The sequence below is a fragment of the Stenotrophomonas sp. EMP41 genome, from assembly GCF_047495535.1.
Taxonomy (GTDB): domain Bacteria; phylum Pseudomonadota; class Gammaproteobacteria; order Xanthomonadales; family Xanthomonadaceae; genus Stenotrophomonas; species Stenotrophomonas sepilia.
In genome coordinates this window covers 2,085,794-2,105,566 of sequence record NZ_CP179923.1, presented here as the reverse complement: position 1 = coordinate 2,105,566, position 19,773 = coordinate 2,085,794, and the positions used below count along the sequence as shown (strand labels likewise).

The 19,773-nt window shown below is 66.3% G+C and carries 17 protein-coding genes; 10 read left to right on the top strand and 7 right to left on the bottom strand.

All coding sequences use genetic code 11. The annotated features are described in order from the left end of the window. Window positions 1-126 precede the first annotated feature (126 nt). Window positions 127-1,047 carry a M14 family metallocarboxypeptidase gene (locus tag ACMGRF_RS09665; protein WP_049435345.1) on the top strand — a complete coding sequence of 307 codons (921 nt, stop codon included), beginning with the start codon at window positions 127-129 and terminating at the stop codon, window positions 1,045-1,047. Between the two features lie 100 nt (window positions 1,048-1,147). Here ACMGRF_RS09665 and ACMGRF_RS09660 read toward each other — a convergent pair whose 3' ends face one another. Then, entirely contained in the window at window positions 1,148-1,999 is an 852-nt protein-coding gene (locus ACMGRF_RS09660) for a LysR family transcriptional regulator (RefSeq protein WP_049413941.1), read from the bottom strand. 159 nt (window positions 2,000-2,158) lie between these two features. On the opposite strand from ACMGRF_RS09660, the gene ACMGRF_RS09655 reads away from it, so the two are divergent. The 4 genes from ACMGRF_RS09655 (at window position 2,159) to betT (ending at window position 5,475) form a co-directional block, all read left to right on the top strand. After that, the gene (locus ACMGRF_RS09655; protein ID WP_005416959.1) at window positions 2,159-2,512 is read left to right on the top strand and encodes an SMR family transporter; all 354 of its coding nucleotides are present in this window, start codon (window positions 2,159-2,161) and stop codon (window positions 2,510-2,512) included. Beyond that, entirely contained in the window at window positions 2,512-2,835 is a 324-nt protein-coding gene (locus ACMGRF_RS09650) for a DMT family transporter (RefSeq protein ID WP_049413939.1), read from the top strand. Before ACMGRF_RS09655 ends, ACMGRF_RS09650 begins: the two co-directional genes overlap by 1 nt. A 96-nt stretch (window positions 2,836-2,931) precedes the next feature. Next, window positions 2,932-3,312, top strand: a complete 381-nt coding sequence (locus ACMGRF_RS09645) for a VOC family protein (protein ID WP_005416954.1) — start codon at window positions 2,932-2,934, stop codon at window positions 3,310-3,312. A gap of 183 nt (window positions 3,313-3,495) precedes the next feature. Beyond that, entirely contained in the window at window positions 3,496-5,475 is a 1,980-nt protein-coding gene (gene betT, locus ACMGRF_RS09640; RefSeq protein WP_049435891.1) for a choline BCCT transporter BetT, read from the top strand. A gap of 66 nt (window positions 5,476-5,541) precedes the next feature. On the opposite strand, the gene ACMGRF_RS09635 is transcribed toward betT, so the two are convergent. Next, on the bottom strand, window positions 5,542-8,169 hold the full coding sequence (locus ACMGRF_RS09635; RefSeq protein ID WP_099488328.1) for a TonB-dependent receptor: 2,628 nt from the start codon (window positions 8,167-8,169) through the stop codon (window positions 5,542-5,544). A gap of 232 nt (window positions 8,170-8,401) precedes the next feature. Further along, the gene (locus ACMGRF_RS09630; RefSeq protein ID WP_099488225.1) at window positions 8,402-9,379 is read right to left on the bottom strand and encodes a zinc-binding dehydrogenase; all 978 of its coding nucleotides are present in this window, start codon (window positions 9,377-9,379) and stop codon (window positions 8,402-8,404) included. A gap of 430 nt (window positions 9,380-9,809) precedes the next feature. On the opposite strand from ACMGRF_RS09630, the gene ACMGRF_RS09625 reads away from it, so the two are divergent. The 4 genes from ACMGRF_RS09625 (at window position 9,810) to ACMGRF_RS09610 (ending at window position 14,076) form a co-directional block, all read left to right on the top strand. Continuing rightward, window positions 9,810-12,173, top strand: a complete 2,364-nt coding sequence (locus ACMGRF_RS09625; RefSeq protein WP_111191235.1) for a ribonucleoside-diphosphate reductase subunit alpha — start codon at window positions 9,810-9,812, stop codon at window positions 12,171-12,173. A gap of 71 nt (window positions 12,174-12,244) precedes the next feature. Then, complete coding sequence (locus ACMGRF_RS09620; protein ID WP_049414984.1) at window positions 12,245-13,285, top strand: ribonucleotide-diphosphate reductase subunit beta; 1,041 nt, start codon at window positions 12,245-12,247, stop codon at window positions 13,283-13,285. Between the two features lie 25 nt (window positions 13,286-13,310). Continuing rightward, a complete protein-coding gene (locus ACMGRF_RS09615) occupies window positions 13,311-13,778 on the top strand; it encodes a flavodoxin (RefSeq protein WP_080354738.1) in 468 nt (155 codons plus the stop codon). Continuing rightward, window positions 13,750-14,076 (top strand): thioredoxin family protein, encoded by a 327-nt coding sequence (locus tag ACMGRF_RS09610; protein ID WP_049414983.1) that lies wholly within the window; start codon window positions 13,750-13,752, stop codon window positions 14,074-14,076. The genes ACMGRF_RS09615 and ACMGRF_RS09610 overlap by 29 nt, the downstream gene beginning before the upstream one ends. Before the next feature lie 87 nt (window positions 14,077-14,163). Here ACMGRF_RS09610 and ACMGRF_RS09605 read toward each other — a convergent pair whose 3' ends face one another. Next, window positions 14,164-15,495: an Nramp family divalent metal transporter gene (locus tag ACMGRF_RS09605; RefSeq protein WP_099488218.1), complete on the bottom strand. Its 1,332-nt coding sequence runs from the start codon at window positions 15,493-15,495 to the stop codon at window positions 14,164-14,166. A gap of 117 nt (window positions 15,496-15,612) precedes the next feature. Between ACMGRF_RS09605 and mntR the strand changes: the two genes are divergently transcribed. Next, window positions 15,613-16,083, top strand: coding sequence for a manganese-binding transcriptional regulator MntR (mntR, locus tag ACMGRF_RS09600; protein ID WP_005413716.1), 471 nt, complete (start codon window positions 15,613-15,615; stop codon window positions 16,081-16,083). Window positions 16,084-16,152: 69 nt separating this feature from the next. On the opposite strand, the gene ACMGRF_RS09595 is transcribed toward mntR, so the two are convergent. The 3 genes from ACMGRF_RS09595 to fabR all read right to left on the bottom strand — a co-directional run bounded on the left by ACMGRF_RS09595 (window position 16,153) and on the right by fabR (window position 19,756). Then, window positions 16,153-16,713, bottom strand: coding sequence for a thioredoxin-like domain-containing protein (locus ACMGRF_RS09595; RefSeq protein ID WP_100478283.1), 561 nt, complete (start codon window positions 16,711-16,713; stop codon window positions 16,153-16,155). Then, on the bottom strand, window positions 16,703-18,853 hold the full coding sequence (locus ACMGRF_RS09590) for a TonB-dependent receptor plug domain-containing protein (protein WP_262256927.1): 2,151 nt from the start codon (window positions 18,851-18,853) through the stop codon (window positions 16,703-16,705). Before ACMGRF_RS09590 ends, ACMGRF_RS09595 begins: the two co-directional genes overlap by 11 nt. Before the next feature lie 246 nt (window positions 18,854-19,099). Further along, window positions 19,100-19,756 carry an HTH-type transcriptional repressor FabR gene (gene fabR / locus ACMGRF_RS09585; RefSeq protein WP_049439070.1) on the bottom strand — a complete coding sequence of 219 codons (657 nt, stop codon included), beginning with the start codon at window positions 19,754-19,756 and terminating at the stop codon, window positions 19,100-19,102. Between the last annotated feature and the right edge of the window lie 17 nt (window positions 19,757-19,773).

Here is a 19,773-nt window from a genome sequence, read left to right as displayed (position 1 = left end):
AGGGTGTGGAAGGTCGCAAATGAGAATTATTGCTGATTCCATTCGCTATTGGAATGCGCCCCCGGTTCATGCCTGTGCCCCGGTGATAGAGTGGGCGATTGTTTCCTGACTCGCTGAGAATCCGCCATGTCCCAAGCCGCCTTCTACCCCGTCGGAACCCCTGGTCAACCGTGGGGAGCGGCGGAACGGGAGCTGTGGCGTGGCCGCCAGCAGCGCCTGCGTCGGTACGACAAGGAGGTGCTGCCGCGGATCGAGTCGCTGGCCTCGCGCTTCGACAAGGTGGCCTATGGTCAGCTCGACTACGCCGGCGAGAGCTACACCCTGTTCGCCCTGCGCAGCCGCGACTGGAACCCGGCGCTGCCCGCCGCGCTGGTCACCGGCGGCGTGCACGGTTATGAGACCAGCGGCGTGATGGGCGCGCTGGAATTCCTCGAGGAGCACGCCGCTGACTATGCCGGCAAGGCCAACCTGCTGGTTGCGCCGTGCGTGAATCCGTGGGGCTTCGAGCGCATCAACCGCTGGAACTTCGATGCGATCGACCCGAACCGCAACTTCCGCACGGATGGTCCGGCCCGTGAGTCGACCGCGTTGATCGAGCTGATCGCGCCTGACAAGGGCCAGTTCGTGCTGCACATCGACCTGCACGAGACCACCGACAGCGACGAGAGCGAATTCCGCCCGGCGCTGGCCGCACGTGACGGCAAGCCTTTCGAGCCGGGCCTGATCCCCGATGGCTTCTACCTGGTGGATGACAGCGAGAACCCGCAGCCAGCCTTCCAGCAGGCGGTCATCGCCGCCGTAGAGAAGGTCACCCATATCGCCCCCGCCGATGACAAAGGCGAGATCATCGGTTCGCCGGTGATCGCCCACGGCGTGATCGAGTATCCGCTGGTGAAGCTCGGACTGTGCGCGGGCATCACCGGTGCGAAGTTCACCACCACCACCGAGGTCTACCCGGACAGCCCACGGGCGACCCCGCAGCAGTGCAACGACGCGCAGGTGGCCGCGGTGTGCGCGGCGCTGGATTACGCGCTCGCCCATCGTTGACCGGTAGTACCGGCCGCTGGCCGGCAACTGAAAAGGGGACGGAGGGGATTAAGTCGTTTGTGGCACAAACGACTTAATCCCCTCCGTCCCCTTTTTCGTGTCATCCCAACGCGTCGGCCCACCACAGTGCGGCCGGTCCCGGCGGCGCGTCGCGGCGCCAGAGCAGGTCGCTGTGGATGCGCCGCGGCCAGCCGGGCAGCGTCAGTTCCACCAGTCGCCCGCGGTCGTAACGCTGCACCAGTGCCCGCGGCAGCTCGGCCCAGCCGATGCCGTCCTCGGCCATCTCCATCACCATCAGATAGTCGGTGGCGGTCCAGGCCAGGCCGGTGACGATGTGGGATTGATCGACCTCCGCACTCAATCGCACCTGCCGGTGCCGCGCCAGCTGTGCGGCGCTGCGACGGCCGGCGTTGGCCAGTGGGTGCTCGCGCGCCACGTACACCGACAGTTCGCTGTGATGGGCCAACGGCCGGGCCATCAGGCCATCCGGATAGCTTTCCTGTTGCGGCAGCAGGCCCAGCGCGGCGCGGCCGCTGCCGACCAGCTCCAGCACGTCATCGCCTTCGGCATCCAGCCATTCCAGTTCGATCTCCGGGAATGCTTCGGCAAAGCGCTGCAGCACGCGCTGCTCCGGATCGAGCTGGTACACATCGGAAAACACCACCGTCAGCCGCGCTTCGACCGGCGCGGCCAGGCGCACGCTCAACTGCTGCAGGCGGGCATCGGCGGCGAGGATTTCCTGGGCATGGCCGAGCACCTGGCGCCCGGCCTCGGTCAACTGGGGGTAACGCCCGCTGCGGTCGAACAGGCTCACGCCCAGGTCGGCCTCCAGATGGGCAATGGCGGTACTGACCGTTGACTGCGTCTTGCGCAGGCGGCGCGCCGCCGCCGAGAACGAGCCCAGCGCGGCCGCTTCCACGAAGGCCTGCAGGGATTCGGGGGAATAGGGCATTGATCCATCGCTCCTGTCGATGGGATCCATTTTGGTACCACCGTAAAAGGCGATGATACTGGCCGCCGTCGCCCCTGTCTGCGGGCGTTCCGGACCCTCCACGCATGCCGTGGACCCATTGAAGAGGCGGCGCGGTCCCCGCCCTGCAAGGAGCTTCACATGTCCCGTACTGTTCCCGCCCGTGGCGCGCTGGCCGCCTGGGCCTGCCTGACCGTGGCGATCATCGCCGAGGTGGTCGGCACCTCGTTCATGGCCCATGCCGCCCGCGACGGCGGCTGGAGCGGCTACCTGATCATGGCCGGCGCGCTGGCGCTGTCCTACTTCTTCCTCGCGCAGTCGGTGCGCCGCATTGCTGTGGGCGTGGCCTACGCGGTGTGGGAAGGCCTCGGCCTGACCCTGCTGACCGTGGTCGGCCTCACCGTGTTCGGCGAGAGCCTGTCGCTGCAGCAGCTGGCCGGCCTGATGCTGGCGGTGGCCGGCATCGTCTGCGTCACCCTCGGGGAGGCGCACTGATGAACACCCTGGCCCTGTTTTTCGTGATCTGCTCGGCGCTGATCGACGTCGCCGCCAACATGATGGTGGCCAAGTCGCAGGGTTTCCGTCGTTGGCGCTGGGGCGTCGGTGCGATCGTCCTGGTCTGGATCGCCTTCGCCCTGCTGGGCCAGGCCGTGCGCTACATGGATCTGGCCACGGCCTATGCGATGTGGGGGGCGATCGGCGTGATCGGCACCGCCACCTGCGGCCGCCTGTTGTTCGGCAACCGCCTGCGGCCGATCGGCTGGGTTGGCATCGCCCTGGTCACGGCGGCGGTACTGCTGCTCAGCACCGCCAAGTAGCAGCACGCCCGGTCGCGAGCGGGGCGGCGATGATGCAGCGATTTGCGAAGTCGCCCTTGCTCATCGACACTGCGGTTTTCCACATGGAGTGCCCGCATGTTCAGCCACATCACCGTAGGAACGAACGACATGGATGCCGCACGTCGCTTCTACGACGCCCTGTTCGCCGCGATGGACGCGCGTGCGGGCGTATTCGACGAGAAGGGACGGCTGCTGTACTTCAAGGATGGGCGGATGTTCGGTGTAACCGCGCCGATCGATGGGCAACCAGCGTGCCATGCCAACGGCGGCACCATCGGTTTCAGTCTGGGCAGTGCAGAGGCCGTGCGTGCCTGGCAGGAAGCTGGCGTGGCTCACGGTGGCAGCGCAATCGAAGATCCGCCCGGCGTCCGCAACATGTCCGGTCGGCAGGTGTTCCTGGCCTATCTGCGTGACCCGGATGGCAACAAGCTGTGTGCGGTGCATGTAATGTCGTGATCGGACAGGATGCGCGTGGCCGCACCGCGGCCCGCGCGGGCAAGGTTGCGCTCCGGCGCGCGCGTGATACCACGGAATGAGCGGACGGGCCTGCGACCGCAGGCCGCAACTTCATGCTCTGTCCACTGCGGTTCAGCCAGAATCGGTCGGCTAACCCTTTGATCTACCGGAGAACGCCGCCCCATGGACGTACTGGAGCCGCAACAATCCCCGGTGCGCACCCTTCGGCCTGTGTTCGCCTTCGCGGCGATCGTTGTCGTGGCGTTCGCGCTGTTCGTCAGCCTGTTCCCGCTCGGCGCGGGCCGCCTTCTGCTCAAGGCACAGGACTGGGCCGCCCTCAACGTCGGCTGGTACTACCTGCTGGCCATGACCCTGTACCTGGTGTTCGTGGTGGGCGTGGCGCTGTCCAAGTACGGTGGCATCAAGCTGGGTGCCGACCATGACGAGCCGGAGTTCAGTTACCTCTCGTGGGCCGGCATGCTGTTCGCCGCCGGCATCAGCATCACCCTGTTCTTCTTCTGCGTCTCCGAGCCGCTGACCCACTACCTGCAGCCGCCGCAGGGCGATCCGGCCGCAGGCGAGGCTGGCGCGCGCCAAGCCATGCAGCTGCTGTTCCTGCACTGGGGCCTGCACGGCTGGGGCGTGTTCGCACTGGCGGCGATGGCGATGGCCTACTTCGCCTATCGCCACAACCTGCCACTGGCCCTGCGCTCGGCGCTGTACCCGCTGATCGGCAAGCGCATCAACGGCCCGATCGGCTACACCGTGGATGCGCTGGGCATCGTCGCGACCGTATTCGGCATCGGCGCCGACATGGGCTTCGGCGTGCTGCACCTCAATGCCGGCCTGTCGCACCTGTTCGACATTCCGCATTCCAACCTGGTGCAGATCACCCTGGTGGTCAGCATGATGGGCGCGGCGGTGGCCGTGGCGGTTTCAGGCGTGGAGAAGGGTGTGCGCTGGATGGCCAACATCAACATGCTGCTGGCGATCGCGCTGGTGCTGTTCATGCTGTTTGCCGGCCCGACGCAGTACCTGTTCAGTACCTTGATGCAGAACCTGGGCGATTACCTGGGCAGCGTGGTCGGCAAGAGTTTCGACGTCTACGCCTACGGCGGTCGCCCGGAATGGCTGGGCGGCTGGACGGTGTTCTACTGGGCCTGGTGGATCGGCTGGGCGCCGTTCGTCGGCCTGTTCATCGCCCGCATCTCACGGGGCCGCACCATCCGCGAATTCGTATTCGGGGTGCTGCTGATCCCGCTCGGCTTCACCCTGGCCTGGCTGTCGATCTTCGGCAACAGCGCGCTGGACCAGGTGCTGCACCACGGCCAGCAACAACTGGCGCAGCTGGCGGTGGATGATCCACCGACGGTGCTGTATGCACTGCTGGATGGCTACCCGTGGAGCCGCACGGTGATCGCCGTGACGGTGCTGGTGAGCTTCATCTTCTTCGTGACCTCCGCTGATTCGGGGGCGGTGGTGTTGTCCACGCTGTCGTCGCATGGTGGATCGCCCGAGGACGATGGTCCGCGCTGGCTGCGCGTGTTCTGGGGCACGGTGATCGCGGTGCTGACCGCCGGGTTGTTGCTGGCCGGCAGCATCGATGCATTGAAATCGGCGGTGGTGCTGGCATCGCTGCCGTTCTCGGCGATCCTGCTGCTGATGATGTGGGGTCTGACCCGCGCCTTCAGTGACGAGTCGCACCGCAAGCGCGCGCTGCAGTACCGGCCCTCGCCGCTGATCGGCGACGACCGCCATCACCAGGGCTGGCGCCAGCGCCTGAGCCAGGCCATGCACTTCCCGGTGCGCGACCAGGTCTACCGCTTCATGGACGATACGGTGAAGCCGGCGATGGAAGCGGTGGCCGAACAGCTGCGCGGGCAGGGTTGGGATGTATCCACCCGCTTCGAGGCCGGCGACATGGAGCTGACGGTCAATCACGGCGAACAGCAGGACTTCCTGTACCGGGTGATCCTGAGCGGCTACCTGACCCCGTCGTTCGCCGCACAGCAGCTGCGCAACCAGCGCTACTACCGCGCTGAAGTGCATCTGTTCGAAGGCAGCCAGGACTACGACCTGGTGGGCTACAGCCGCAAGCAGATCATCAACGACATCATCAGCCAGTACGAACGGCACCTGCAGTTCCTGCACCTGAGCCGGTGATGGTAGTGCCGGCCGCTGGCCGGCAACGCGAACGGGGCGGCGCATCACCGCCGCCCCGTTGCCGAATCAGAACCGGTAGCGCGCACCCAGCGAGACGAACTGCCCGCGCAGGTTGTACTGGCTGATGTCGAAACCGTTGGAGCCACCGGCCGGGTCGAACGGCGGATCCTTGTCGGTCAGGTTCAGCACCGACAGCGACAGCGTGGTCTTCGGAATGCCCTCGTACGCCACGTACATGTCCAGCTGGTGATACGGCTTGATGCGGTCGCGCAGCCCCGGATTGCTGGTCGCCGTCGCCACGCGCTGGTCGTAGCCGCTCACGTACTGCAGGCTCAGCGTGCTGCTCCAGTCGCCCACCGCCCAGTTCAGCGAGGTGGTGCCGCGGGTGCGCGGTAGCGCGCCGTGGCGGTTGTTGCCGGCGCCGTCATAGGGTGCCTGGCCGGCCACCAGCGGCTGCTTGAAGCTGAGCAGGTGGGTCCAGCTGCCGGCGACGGTGAAGTTGCCCCAGCCTTCGGTGCGGAAGGTGCGGTTGGCTTCCAGGTCCAGTCCGGAGGTGGTCAGCTCGCCCTGGTTGGCGTACTGGTTGGTGATGAACTGGATGCGTCCCTGTGCATCACGCTGCACGCGGCCGGGGAACAGCGTCGGGTTGTCGACGATGAACTGCGCGCTGTCCGGCTTGACCAGGTTGTCCTGTTCGATGCGGTACCAGTCCAGGCCGATGCTGGTATCGCCATCCGGTGACCACACCGCACCCACGTTGAAGTTGCGCGAGCGCTCGGCCTTCAGGTCCGGGTTGCCGGTGCGGATGTTGGTGACGCCACGGCTGCCGCCGGGCTGCAGCGGATCCAGCGGATCGATCACCGAGCCGTAGCTGACGGTCTGGCCCGGTGCGATTTCCGGCAGCGAGGGGGCGCGGAAGCCACGCGAGAACGAACCACGCAGCAGCAGGCTGTCCAGCGGCTGCCAGCGCAACGCCAGCTTCGGCGAGAACGCCTTGCCGAAGTCATCGTAGTGGTCACCGCGACCGGCCACCTGCAGTTCCAGCGTGCGGTGCAGCGGCACGCTCAGTTCGGCGTAGGCGGCGCTGACCTGGCGCTCGCCGTTGACCACGTTGATGGCCGGGCGCAGTTCGGTGCCCGACAGCACCTGTGCACTGGTACGCGCATCCAGCGATTCCTTGCGGAACTCGGCACCCCAGGCGAAGCCGACCGTACCGGCCGGCAGTTCCCACAGCGAGGTCGAGGCCTTTACGTTCAACGCGTGCAGCTTGTACCAGCCCGGGCGCTTGGTCTGCAGGCGCAGCGCATCCAGCGCGCCCGGCGTGCTGGACGGGTTGAGGAAGTTGTAGCTGCCATCGCGCAGGATCTGCTCGAACGCGTAGCGGTTGACGAAGTTGTCGACGTACTCGCGCTGCGCGCTCTGCGAGGTCAGTGCCGCCACTTCCCAGTCCCAGCGCTCGCCGCTGCCACGCACGCCGGCCAGGGCGCGGTAGAACACCTGGGTGTTGTCCTTCAGGCGCGGGCCCAGATCGAAGAAGGTGTACTCGAACGGCAGCGGCGTGCTGCCCGGGTTGTTCGGGTGGCCGACCGGCAGCACCGCCGGCACGTCGATCAGGGTGCCGGTGGCCGGGTTGTACGCGCGCAGGCCGGGGCCGACGGTCAGCGGCGCGCTGAAGATCTGGTCGGCCTTGTTGTGGCTGTACAGTACGTCGGCGAAGGCCTCGACGCTTTCATTGAAGCGGTAGGTCGCGCTCAACGAGGCCTGCAGGCGCTCGGCGCCGGGTTGCAGGGTCTTGAATGGCTGTGCATTGAAGGCGCAGGCCTGGCCGGGCAGGGTACTGCCGAAATCGCTGTAAGGGCGCAGTTGGCTGCCGTCGGGGCAGCTGGAGAACGGCTGGGGTGCGCGCGGGTTGGACAGCCAGTTGCCACCGGCGGTGGACCAGCCGGCCAGACGGCCACCGGGCCTGTCGCGGAAATCGCCGCTGCGGGTGTAGGCGCGCTGGTCGGCATCCAGCCGATCGCGCTTGAGCAGGTCCAGCCCGAACAACACGTTCCAGCCCTGCTGTTCGAGGTCACCGAAGCCGGCCAGCAGGTTGGCCTTGCGTTCGTCCAGGCCGCCCTGTGTCGCGGTGCCGAAGCCGCCGCCGACTTCCACGCCCTGGAAGTTCTTTCGCAGGATGATGTTGATGACGCCGGCGATGGCATCGGAACCGTATACCGCCGAGGCGCCATCCTTCAGCACTTCGATGCGTTCGACCGCGCTGATCGGCAGCGCGTTGAGGTCGACGAAGGTGTCCTGCGTGTTGAGCGCGAAGCCGAAGTTGGACACGCGATAGCCGTTGACCAGCACCAGCGTGTTCTTCGGCGACAGGCCACGCAGGCCGATCGAAGCCGAGCCGGCGGCGAAGCTGCCGGTGTACTGCTCGTCGAAACTGTTGCCGGCATTGGCCGACAGGTTGCGCAGCACGTCGGTGAGGGTGGAGCGGCCGGTCTGCTCGATCTGTTCGCGGCTGACGATCTGCACCGGGTTCGGCCCGGCGGTATCACTGCGTTTGATGTTGGAGCCGGTCACCAGCACGGTGCCGAGGGTGGTGCTGTCCTTGCCGGCATCGGCGGTTTCAGCGGCGCCGGCAGCGCCGGCGGTGAGGACCAGCGCGATCGCGCCGGCAAGCAGGTTCAGGGTGGTGCGGTACATGGAAGCGACGACGCCGAACGGGGGAGGAGCCGTCAGTACCGCACGCAGGTACATGCGCCTTCCAATGACGAAAGCGCATTCAGTTATACATCACAGGTTCTTAACGAACGGTGCGAGGAGTGCGGAGCATTGGTGCGCACGCTCCTGTAGAGCCGAGCCTACGCTCGGCTCCGCGCACTGACCGGAAGGCAGCCGAGCGTGGCTCGGCTCTACAGAAGGCAATGCCAGCCCATCAAGGCTGCAGCAGCACCTTGCCGTTGCGACCCGAGCCTCCTGCGACCTTCACTGCCTCGGCGATGTCGTCCAGCGCGAAGATCTGCTCCACCGGCAGCGTCAGCTCGCCGCCAGCGGCGCGCTTCAGCAGTTCGCCGACCAGCCGACGCTTGTCTTCCACCGCCATCGCCTGGCTGACCTTGCTGCCCCAGAAGCCCTTCACGGTGGCCTCCTTGTAGATCAGGCCGCCGGCAGGAATGTGCATCGGCTCGCCACTCATCACACCGAACGACACCAGCGTGCCGTGGTGGCCGAGCAGGTCGACCAGATCGCCACTGGCGTCGCCGCCGATGGAATCCACTGCGGCCGCGGCCTGTGCTTCGCCAGTGGCTGCGCGCACGCGTTCCTTCCATCCGTCCACCGAGGTGTCGAACACATGATCGACGCCCAGCGCCTGCAACTGCGCGACCGCATCGGCATTGCGCACCAGGTTGGCCACATGCACGCCACGCGCCTTCGCCAACATCGCCAGCGACTTGCCGACCGCGCCGTTGGCGGTGTTCTGCACGATCCACTGGCCTGCTTCGACGTGCAGGAATTCCAGCAGCATCAGCGCGCTCAGCGGCATCGCGATCAGCTGTGCGGCCATTTCGTCGGGGATGGCGTCCGGCATCGGAATCACCATGCGTGCCGGTGCGATGAATGCTTCGGCCCAGGTGCCGTGCACCGAGGCGGCGGCCACGCGCTGGCCGATCTGCAGGCCCTGGACCCCTTCGCCCAGTGCATCGACCACGCCCAGTGCCTCACTGCCAGCGATGGCCGGCAGGGTCGGCTTGTAGCCGTACAGGCCACGCACGGTCAGCAGGTCGTGGTTGTGGATCGAGGCCAGCACGGTGCGGATGCGCACCTCGCCGGGGCCGGGCTCAGGCAGCGGCGCATCGGCAATGGCAAGGACGTCGGCCGGATCGCCGAAGGAGGGGTACTGGGCAGCGCGCATGAGCGATGTTCCGAAGAAAGTGATGTTGTAGCGAACTGGGGACGCAGGGGATGTCGACAAGGTGTCGCCGTTGCAACACGGCGTCCTGCGACGGATCGTCGCGGCATGTCGTGATTACCGCATCTTGTGTTGACGGTTTGGAGTATCCCCACTATGTTGTGCCCGTCACTCCCGGTCAGCCGCCGCCGCCGGACATGCAGCAAACGTCCCGCGGCCCGCCCCTGAAGGCTTGCCGTGTCGACGCGGCCGCCACCGTGCGGACGCAGGTCGCCCCCACGGCCCGGATACCGGCCGCAGGCGCAGGCAGATGCCGACGACCTACGTTCCCGTACCCTGGCAATCCACCCGTTCGCCCCGTGCGCCGGTATCGCGTCCAGGGCCGCCATGGCATCGACCGCCAATGCGCGTGCGAGCCTGGAGTTTCACCACCATGACCGACAGTACCTTCCGCGTGGCCGATCCGGCCGGCGCTGGCGACGCCTTGCGCGCCGGTGGCGAGCGCATACCGACCTGGATCACCAAGGAGGCCGGCAACCGCCGCCTGCCGTTCGACGCCGAGCGCCTGCAGCGCAGCATCGATGCCGTGCATGCCGAGTTCCCGCAGCTGGATGTGACCGACTATCGCCGCGTGGTGCAGGCAATGGTCGAGCGCAAGCCCAGCCTCAGCGCCGATGACCTGGTCGATCTGTTGATCCGCGAGGCCGAATCGCGCGTGGACCTGGTCGCGCCCGAGTGGGAACAGTTCGCCGCGCGCATCTACCTGCGCCGCCTGTACAAGCGTGCCAGCCGCAACCGCTTCTACGATGTCAGCCTGAAGTACGGCTCTTACGTGGGCCTGCAGGAAAGCCTGGCTGACCGCGGCATCTACAGCAACGACATCCTGCGCTGCTATTCGAAGGAAGAGCTGCAGCAGGCCGGTGAGATGATCGATCCGGAACGCGACCGCCTGTTCGCCTACAACGGCCTGTACCTGCTGGCCACGCGCTATCTGGCCAGCGACCGCAGCCGCGAGGTCTATGAACTGCCGCAGGAGCGCTGGCTGACCATCGCGCTGTACCTGATGCAGGAGGAAAAGCCGCGCGAACGCCGCATGCAGCTGGTCGGCGAGGCGTACTGGGCGCTGTCCAACCTGTACATGACGGTGGCTACGCCAACCCTGGCCAACGCCGGCAAGGTGGGCGGCCAGCTGTCCAGCTGCTTCATCGACACGGTGGACGACAGCCTGCAGGGCATCTATGACTCCAACACCGATATCGCGCGCGTGTCCAAGCACGGCGGCGGCGTTGGCGCCTACCTGGGCTACGTGCGCAGCAGCGGCGCACCGATCCGTGGCGTGGCCAATTCCTCCGGCGGCGTGGTGCCGTGGATCAAGCAGCTCAACAACACGGCGGTGTCGGTTGATCAGCTTGGCCAGCGCAAGGGCGCGGTGGCGGTGTACCTGGACATCTGGCACCGCGACATCGAAGCCTTCATGGACCTGCGCCTCAACAACGGCGACCAGCGCCTGCGCGCGCACGATGTGTTCACCTCGGTGTGCGTACCCGACCTGTTCATGGAAGCGGTCGAGCGCCGCGCCGACTGGTACCTGTTCGACCCGCACGAGGTGAAGCAGGCCAAGGGCTGGTACCTGCAGGACTTCTACGATGAGAAGCGCGGTTCGGGCAGCTTCCGCGACCGCTATGCCGAGCTGGTGGCCGATGAGCGCATCAGCCGCCGAACGGTGAAGGCCATCGATCTGTTCAAGCGGATCATGCTCAGCCAGCTGGAGACCGGCAACCCGTTCCTGTTCTACCGCGACGAGGTCAATCGCAGGAATCCGAACAAGCACGCGGGCATGATCTATTCCAGCAACCTGTGCACCGAGATCCTGCAGAACATGAGCCCGACGCGGATGATCCAGGAGATCGTCAGCGGCGACCAGATCGTCACCACGCGCCGTGCCGGTGACTTCGTGGTCTGCAACCTCTCCTCGATCAACCTCGGCCGCGCGATCAGTGCACCTGATGACCTGCTGGCCACCGATGTGCTGGAGCGCCTGATCCCGATCCAGGTGCGCATGCTCGACAACGTGATCGACCTCAACGCGTTGCCGGTGCCGCAGGCCACGATCACCAACCGCAAGTACCGCGCCATCGGCCTGGGCACGTTCGGCTGGCACCACCTGCTGGCGCAGCAGGCCATCCAGTGGGAATCTCCGGATGCCGAAGAATTGGCCGACCGTCTCTACGAACGCATCAACTTCCTGACCATCCAGGCCAGCGCGCAACTGGCGCAGGAGAAGGGCAGCTACCCGATGTTCGCCGGCAGCGACTGGCACAACGGACGCTACTTCAGTGACCGGGGCTACAGCGGCGCGGCCTGGGACAGCCTGGCCCGCGAGGTCGCCACGCACGGCCTGCGCAACGGATGGCTGCTGGCCGTGGCGCCGAACATGAGCACCGCGCAGATTGCCGGTTCCACCGCTTCGATCGACCCGATCTACAGCGCGTTCTACTACGAGGAGAAGAAGGACTTCCGGCGGCCGGTGGCAGCACCGGGACTGTCGCTGGAGACCTGGCCGTACTACGAGAAGGGCGCCTACAAGGTCGACCAGTTCGCCAGCGTGCGCCAGAACGCGCGCCGCCAGCGCCATGTCGACCAGTCGATCAGTTTCAACCTGTACGTGCCCAGCACCGTCCGTGCGAGCACGCTGCTGGAGCTGCACCTGAGCGCCTGGCGCGAAGGCCTGAAGACCACCTATTACGTGCGCTCCAACGACATCGACATCAGCGAATGCGAGTGGTGCGCCAGCTGACCACCGGCGACCCAAGGTAGTGCCGGCCGCTGGCCGGCAACACGATAGAAAGAGAACGAAGGCAGAAGCCCATGGCAACCCCCCTCGACCGCATCAAGATCCTCGAACCGCGCCATCCCAACCGCAGCACCGGCATCATCAACGGCCAGACCAGCGGCATCCTCAACTGGAACGACATTCCGTACCCCTCGTTCTATCGGGCCTACAAGGAGCTGTCGACCAACTTCTGGATTCCCGACGAGGTGGACATGAAGCTGGACGCGCGCCAGTACGGCGAGCTGTCAGGGCGCGAAAAGAACGCCTACGATTCGATCATCGGCCTGCTGGCCACGCTCGACTCACCGCAGACCCGTTTCATCTACAACGTGGCCGAGTACATCACCGACCCGGCTGCACATGCCAACGCGGCGATCATCGGCCAGCAGGAAGTGATCCACAACGAGAGCTACAGTTACGTGCTGGCCTCGATCACCGACCTGCCGAACCAGAACCGGATCTTCGAGATCGCCCGCACCCACCCGACCATCATCAAGCGCAATGCCCCGATCATGGGTGCGTACGACGACTTCATGCGCGAGAAGACCGCCGAGACCCTGCTCAAGTCGTTGATCCAGTCCTCGATCCTGGAGGGCATCAATTTCTATTCCGGGTTCGCGTACTTCTACAACATGGTGCGGCAGAACCGCATGAACGGCACCGGCAAGATCATCAGCTTCATCAATCGCGACGAGCTGGCCCATACCAAGTTCATCAGCGAGCTGATCCGCGCCATCATCGGCGAAAACCCCGAGCTGCAGACCAATGAGTTGACCGCCTATGTGCACCAGTCATTCGAACATGCCATCGAGCTTGAGACGCAGTGGTCGTCGGAGGTGCTGGATGGCATCGATGGCATCGACGTGGACGAGATGACGCGCTACGTGAAGTACCGGGCCAACAAGATGGCCGGCATGCTCGGCATCGAGCGCCTGTACAGCGACACCACCGACAACGTGATGCCATGGATCCGGGCCTACGCCGACAACTTCACCGAGACCAAGACCGACTTCTTCGAGATGCGCAATGCAAGTTACAAGAAGACCAACGTCGACAACGGCTTCGACGATCTCTGAGCCCAGCGCCGCGCTGAGCATCCTGATGGTGGTCGCCTCCTTGAGCGGCAATACCCGCGAGCTCGGCCGGCAGATCGCCGAGCGCTGCCGCGCGGCAGGTCATGCGGTGCACTGGCAGGAGGCCGACGACCTGCGTCAGGCCCCCTCATTGGCGGCCAACGAGGCCGACCTGGTGCTGCTGGGCTGCTGGACCGACAACGCCGGGCGCACGCCAGCGGAGATGAAGGCGTGGGTGGCCGGCATTGCCGAGCGCGGTCAGCAGCCACGCCAGCTGGCGGTGTTCGGTACCGGCGAAACGCAGTGGGGGCAGGAGTACTACTGCGGCGCCGTGCACCGGCTGATCCGCTATTTCCGCAGCGACTATCCGCCGCTCGAGATCGAGCAGATGCCGCATGGCGAGCGTCACGCCGCAGCCATCGACGCCTGGACCGATGCGGTCCTGGCCCACTACTGGAGCAACCACGATGCAGATCATCGACGCCACCACGCCTGAGCAGTTCCAGCAGCTGCTGGCCGAGCACCCGCGGGTGCTGGTGGATTTCCACAAGGACCAGTGCCCGGGGTGCCGGATGCTGGAGATGTCGCTGCACCGGGTGGCCAACAGCGTCGCGGGGCAGGGCACCACGTTGCTGCGCGTGCAGCTGGAGGTGCTGGGTGAGGCGTTCTTCAGGGAACTGGGGCTGCGGCAGACGCCGACGCTGTCTCTGTTCCGTGATGGCGACGAACGCGCGCGCCTGGCCGGGTTCCAGTCGCCGCAGCAGATCGAGGCCGCGATCGCGTTGCATTTGTAGAGCCGAGCCATGCTCGGCTGCTGTTCGTGCGGTGTGCGATGAGTCGAGCATGGCTCGACGCTACAAAGGCGACATTGTCATTTCGCGCTATGCGCCGCTGAAGGTGTCCACCAGCAGCTTCACGTTCAACACCACGATCAACAGCGCGATCACCCAGGCGATTGCGCCCAGCCAGCGCGGGGCCACCAGCGCGCCCATCGTCACCTTGTCGGTCACGATCCGTACCAGCGGGATGATCGCGAATGGCAGCTGCATCGACAGCACCACCTGGCTCAGCACCAGCAGCTTCACCGCGCCCTGGTCGCCGAACAGCAGGATGACCACCACCACCGGAATGATCGCCAGCGCTCGTGTGATCAGCCGTCGCAGCCACGGCGGCATCCGCAGGTGCAGGAAACCTTCCATCACGATCTGGCCGGCCAGCGTCGCGGTCACCGTCGAGTTCAGGCCCGAGGCCAACAAGGCCACGGCGAACAGCGTCGCCGCCGCACCCAGGCCCAGCATCGGCGCCAGCAGCTGGTGCGCCTGCTCGATGTCTTCCACGTCGAAACGGCCATTGGCATGGAACACGGCCGCCGCCAGGATCAGGATGCTGGCGTTGATGAACAATGCGAGCGTCAACGCAAGGGTGCTGTCGGTGACCGCCCAGCGCAGTGCGCTGCGGCGGCCTTCATCCGTGCGCGGGTAGGCGCGGGTCTGCACGATGGACGAATGCAGGTACAGGTTATGCGGCATCACCGTGGCACCGATGATGCCGATCGCAATGTACAGCGCGTGCGGATCGGTCACCACCTGAGCGCGCGGAATGAACCCGCCCAGCACCGCCATCACTGGCGGGGCAGCCATCGCGATCTGCACCACGAAGCAGGCGAAGATCACCATCAGCAGCGCGATCACGAACGCTTCCAGCGCGCGGAAGCCGCGGTTCATCAGCAGCAGAACCAGCAGCGTATCCAGCGCAGTGATCACCGCACCCCACAGCAGTGGCAGATCGAACAGCAGCTTCAGCGCGATCGCGGTGCCGATCACCTCGGCCAGGTCGCAGGCGATGATCGCCGCCTCGCACAGCGCCCAAAGTGCCAGGTTCACCGGCTTCGGGTAGCGGGCGCGGCAGGCCTGCGCGAGGTCCATGCCGGTGGCGATGCCGAGCCGTGCCGACAGTGCCTGCAGGATCACCGCCATCAGGTTGGAAATGAGGATGACCGACAGCAGCAGGTAGCCGAAGCGCGAACCACCGGCGAGGTCGGTGGCCCAGTTGCCCGGGTCCATGTAGCCGACCGAGATCATGTAGCCCGGGCCGAGGAAGGCCAGCAGGCGGAACCACCAATGGCCCTTGTCGGGCACCGCGACTGAGGCGTTGAGCGCACCCAGGCTGGCCGGAGTGGAGGCCGAAGGGTCGCGGGGCACCAGGGTGTTCATGGGTCCGAATATAGCTACTGCTATAGTCATTAGCAATGTGAAACAATCGTCTTTATCGTGTGACTGGTCCAGAATTCAGGTTCAACACCGGATCACCCCGGAAGGACAGGCGCAGGCGTGGGCAAGACCGACGATTCGACATCGCTGAAGAGCACCCCCTTGATCGAGGCCGAGCGCCAGGTCGAGAGCTTCCGGCAAGTGCGCGAGGCGCACCGGATGGAGCTGGTGGAGGACTATGTCGAGCTGATCTCGGACCTGCTGGCCGACGGCGGCGAGGCCCGCCAGGTCGACATCGCGACGCGCCTGGGCGTGGCCCAGCCTACGGTGGCGAAGATGCTGCGGCGCCTGGCCCGCGATGGCTGGGTGGTGCAGCGGCCGTACCGTGGCGTGTTCCTGACCCCGGAAGGTGAGGCGCTGGCCCATGCCAGCCGCCAGCGCCACCAGACCGTGGAGCGTTTCCTGCTGGCGCTGGGCGTGGACGCAGACACCGCACGGCGTGATGCGGAGGGCATCGAGCACCATGTCAGCGAGCAGACGCTGGCGTTGTTCGAGGCGTTCGTACGGAAGGCCGAGGGCGGGGCGCCGTAACGGTAGCGCCGGGCCATGCCCGGCGGGCGCGTCGCCGTGTTCATGCCTTTCGCCGGGCATGGCCCGGCGCTACCGTGGTTGGATGGCGCCGTTGGGGCAGCGCGCCTGTTCCTGCGCGCAGGCCCGTTTCGTCCATTCCTTCAACACCGCTTGCAGGCCTTCATAGCGCCGGCCTTGCCAGCCATTGGCCAGCACCGTGCCGTCGGCATCGATCAATACCAGATTCGGCGGGGCCAGCCCGGCTAAGGCCTGCAGTGCCGGCATGCGCGCGGCGCGGCGTGGGTCCAGTACCGGCCACGGCATGTCCTGCGCGTGCATGTAGCGGCGAAGCGCGGCCTCGCTCTCATCCAGGCTGATGTAGACCACTTCGGTATCGGCCCCGGCCTCGCGCAACATGTCGCGTACGCTGCGCAGCGTGGGTACGAACGCATGGCACGGTGCGCACCAGTCGGCACCGAAGTACAGCGCGACCAGCTTCGGCGGCGGCGACCACTGCATCGGCCGCAGCGATCGCTGCTCGGGACGCATCAACGAGGCGGCGACCTGCGCGTGCAGGTCCGCAGCCATCGCCGGTGCGGCCAGCAGCACGGCACAGGCCAGCAACAACGCTCGCAGAGCTTCAGAACGCATAGCGCAGGTTGACGTACCACGAACGCGCGAAGCGCGGCCCGTAGACATAGTCGCTGTCCCGCAGCGCCCCCACTTCGAGGTCCTTCTGGCGCTGGTCGAATACGTTCTTGACGCCCGCGGCCACCGACACTTCCTGCTGCGCCTGTGCGCCCAGATGCCGGTGCCAGCGCGCACCGAGGTCGGTGACCAGGAATGACCGCGTGCGGTGCAGCTCGCCCAGCCGGTTGTTCAGCACCGACATCGGCCCGGTATGGCGCAGCGCGACGAAGGTTTCCCACGGTTCGGCCGGCATCCAGCTGAGCTGCGCCAGGCCGGTCCAGCGCGGTGTCTTCAGGTAATCGCGGCTTTCGATCACGGTGTCGCCACCGTCGCCGCTGTCGTCGAAGATGCGTTGCGGCTCGCGGAAGCGCGAGCGGTACCACGAGGCACCGGCGGTCAGGCGCCACTGCGGCGAGGGTTGCCAGCCGAGGTTGGTTTCCGCACCCAGCACGTTCGAGCCGGAGGCGTTGTAGCGCAGCTGGCTCAGCTGGCCGTCATCGCCGCGCTGGATCTCGCCCAGCGCGAAGGTGTCGCGGATGCGTGCATAGGAGGCGGTGGCATCCCAGCTCCACACCGGATCGGCCGGGTCCGAACGCCAGTCGAAGCCGAACAGGGTGGTCAACGCGCGCTCTTCTTTCAGACCGTCCGCGTTGCGCACGCGCACCTGTTCGCCGCCCAGCGTATCGACATGCACATCCTCGACGAAGATTTCCGGCGCACGGAAGCCGGTGGCGATGCCGGCGCGCCACTTCAGGTTCGGCGTGGCCTGCCAGGCCAGCGCGATGCGTGGTGAGAACACCGCGTTGTCCAGTTCCGAGCTCTTGTCCACGCGTGCGCCCAGCACCAGGTCGACGTTGTCGCGCAGGCTCCACTCGTCCTGGATGAAGGCGCCCAGGTTGTGGAAGGTCGCATCCTCCAGCACCGCGAGACGCTGCCCGTCACCGGTACGGTTGTCGTCGCGCAGCGCCTCGTGCTTGTACTGCACACCGAAGGCCAGCGCATGCGCGCCCCGCCGCCAGTTCAACTGGCTGTCGATGTAGTGCAGCGGGTTGTGGGTGCGGCCGTACTGGCGCCACGAACGCGAGGCCGCGCTGCCGGCCACGTCGGGGTCCAGCTGCAACGGGTCATAGCCGGGCGCCGAGGGATCGGTGACCACGTCGCCCAGGCCGCCATAGAAGCTGTCGCGGTCGATGTCGGCGAAGGCATAGGCCAGGCGGAAATCGACGTCGGCAGTGATCTCCTGGTCCCACGACACGCTGCCGCGCCGGTATTTCGTATCCAGCGATTCGGCGATGTTGGCCAGGTATTCGGGCTGGTCCAGGCGGTTGCCGCCGCGGCGGGTTTCATCGGTCACCTGCAGGTCCAGGCGCAACCGCGTGCCCGGCGTGGGCGCGTACCAGGCCTGCAGCCCGCCGACCTTGAGGTTCTTGCGGGTGATTTCGGTGTAGCCGTCGCCGTTGTAGTCGATGCCACTGTTCCAGTTGCGCTGGGCAATCACCGACAGGCCGGCGTCTGCGTCCTTGGCAACCAGGTCCAGCCGCACGTCGGCGTTCTTCTGCGGCGTACCCTTCAGCACATCCACGCCGGCCTGTACATGGCCACCGCTGCGCGCCGGCAGCGGCGGAATCAGGTTGATCACACCGGCAACCGCGCCCGGGCCGTACAGCGCCGAGCCGCCGCCCTTGACCACTTCGATGCGGTCGACGAACCCGGCCGGGATCTGTTCCAGGCCGTACACGCTGCCCAGCGTGGACAGCAGCGGAATGCCATCGAACAGGAGCTGGTTGTAGGCGCCGGGCAGGCCCAGCAGCTGTACTTCGCTGGTGTTGCAGTTCTGGCAGTTGCTTTCCACGCGCAGGCCGTTGATCAGCTCGGCGGCGCGCGAGAAGTCGGTGGCCGCGCGCAGCGCGATGTCTTCCTTGCGCAGCACTTCGGTGCGGATCGGCACGTCCGACAGCAGGCGTTCGCTGCGCGTGGCAGTGCTGACCTTGACCTGCACACGGTCCAGTTCGGTCGGTTTCGGAGTGTCGGCCAGTGCAGGCAGCGGCAGGGTCAGGGCAATGGCGGCGGCCAGCGGCAACCGTCGGAAGCGGTGGGGCATGGAGCACATGAGGGCGTCGTCCTTGGGGGAAGAAAGGCGGCGAGGGCGACCTGGCTGACGCGTATGAAAGCAGCGGCTCATGAAGATAGCAAGTGCTATATAAGGAAGCCGCAGCAATTACGACTGGGCGCTGGTCGAGTCAGATTATGGTGGTGTTATAACATTACATAAAAAGACCGCAACCCTGCCGGTGGTCATGTCCGCAGGATGGAGTTGCCGTACAGGCGGGGAGGCGGGGTCTGATCGTCAGCCGCGGCGGAATGCGGCGGGCGTGCGGGCGCCGACAATGATCATGCGGATCATCGTGGAGATCTGTTCGACCAGCTCCGGATCCTTCTCCGGCGGCAGATCCATGGCGGTGGCGCCCATCGCGAACACCAGCCGGGTGATGGCCTTGGCCACCAGTTCCGGAGCGTGCAGCACCGCGCCATCCAGTGCGGCCAGGCGCACCAGGTCGTGCTGCAGCTCTTCCTCGAAATAGTGCAGCTCGCGTTCGACCGCGTGCTTGAAGTCGTCCGAACCCACCGCGCCCTCGCGCAGCAGCACGTGCAGCAGCTTGTCGTCGGCGCGCAGCTGTTCCATGAAGGTCTCCACCGAGACCCGCACCACGCTGGTGGCGGTGGAGGTGGCGCGCTGGCGCGCCTCGCCGATGATGGTGCGCAGCGAGCGGCCGGCCGCGTCGATCAGCGCTACGGCCAGTTCGTCCATGTCGCGGAACTGCCGGTAGAAGCTGTTCGGCGCGATGCCGGCCTCGCGTGCCACTTCGCGCAGGCTGAGCGTGGACAGGCTGCGGTGCGGCCCGATCAGCTTCAGGGCGGCGGCCAGCAGATCTTCGCGGCTCACCGTACGGCGGGCCGGGCTGTTGGCATCTTCGGGCGGCGACAAGGCGGTGGCGGCGGCCATGGGGGTTCCGGTGCGGC

Coding starts and splice junctions, on each gene's coding strand:
- ACMGRF_RS09605 (WP_099488218.1), bottom strand. CDS start 15,495: ATGAACACCCTGGTGCCCCGCGACCCTTCGGCCTCCACTCCGGCCAGC.
- ACMGRF_RS09625 (WP_111191235.1), top strand. CDS start 9,810: ATGACCGACAGTACCTTCCGCGTGGCCGATCCGGCCGGCGCTGGCGAC.
- ACMGRF_RS09610 (WP_049414983.1), top strand. CDS start 13,750: ATGCAGATCATCGACGCCACCACGCCTGAGCAGTTCCAGCAGCTGCTG.
- ACMGRF_RS09655 (WP_005416959.1), top strand. CDS start 2,159: ATGTCCCGTACTGTTCCCGCCCGTGGCGCGCTGGCCGCCTGGGCCTGC.
- ACMGRF_RS09650 (WP_049413939.1), top strand. CDS start 2,512: ATGAACACCCTGGCCCTGTTTTTCGTGATCTGCTCGGCGCTGATCGAC.
- ACMGRF_RS09595 (WP_100478283.1), bottom strand. CDS start 16,713: ATGCGTTCTGAAGCTCTGCGAGCGTTGTTGCTGGCCTGTGCCGTGCTG.
- ACMGRF_RS09630 (WP_099488225.1), bottom strand. CDS start 9,379: ATGCGCGCTGCCCAGTACCCCTCCTTCGGCGATCCGGCCGACGTCCTT.
- ACMGRF_RS09665 (WP_049435345.1), top strand. CDS start 127: ATGTCCCAAGCCGCCTTCTACCCCGTCGGAACCCCTGGTCAACCGTGG.
- fabR (WP_049439070.1), bottom strand. CDS start 19,756: ATGGCCGCCGCCACCGCCTTGTCGCCGCCCGAAGATGCCAACAGCCCG.
- ACMGRF_RS09620 (WP_049414984.1), top strand. CDS start 12,245: ATGGCAACCCCCCTCGACCGCATCAAGATCCTCGAACCGCGCCATCCC.
- ACMGRF_RS09660 (WP_049413941.1), bottom strand. CDS start 1,999: ATGCCCTATTCCCCCGAATCCCTGCAGGCCTTCGTGGAAGCGGCCGCG.
- betT (WP_049435891.1), top strand. CDS start 3,496: ATGGACGTACTGGAGCCGCAACAATCCCCGGTGCGCACCCTTCGGCCT.
- ACMGRF_RS09635 (WP_099488328.1), bottom strand. CDS start 8,169: ATGTACCGCACCACCCTGAACCTGCTTGCCGGCGCGATCGCGCTGGTC.
- ACMGRF_RS09615 (WP_080354738.1), top strand. CDS start 13,311: ATGGTGGTCGCCTCCTTGAGCGGCAATACCCGCGAGCTCGGCCGGCAG.
- ACMGRF_RS09645 (WP_005416954.1), top strand. CDS start 2,932: ATGTTCAGCCACATCACCGTAGGAACGAACGACATGGATGCCGCACGT.
- ACMGRF_RS09590 (WP_262256927.1), bottom strand. CDS start 18,853: ATGCCCCACCGCTTCCGACGGTTGCCGCTGGCCGCCGCCATTGCCCTG.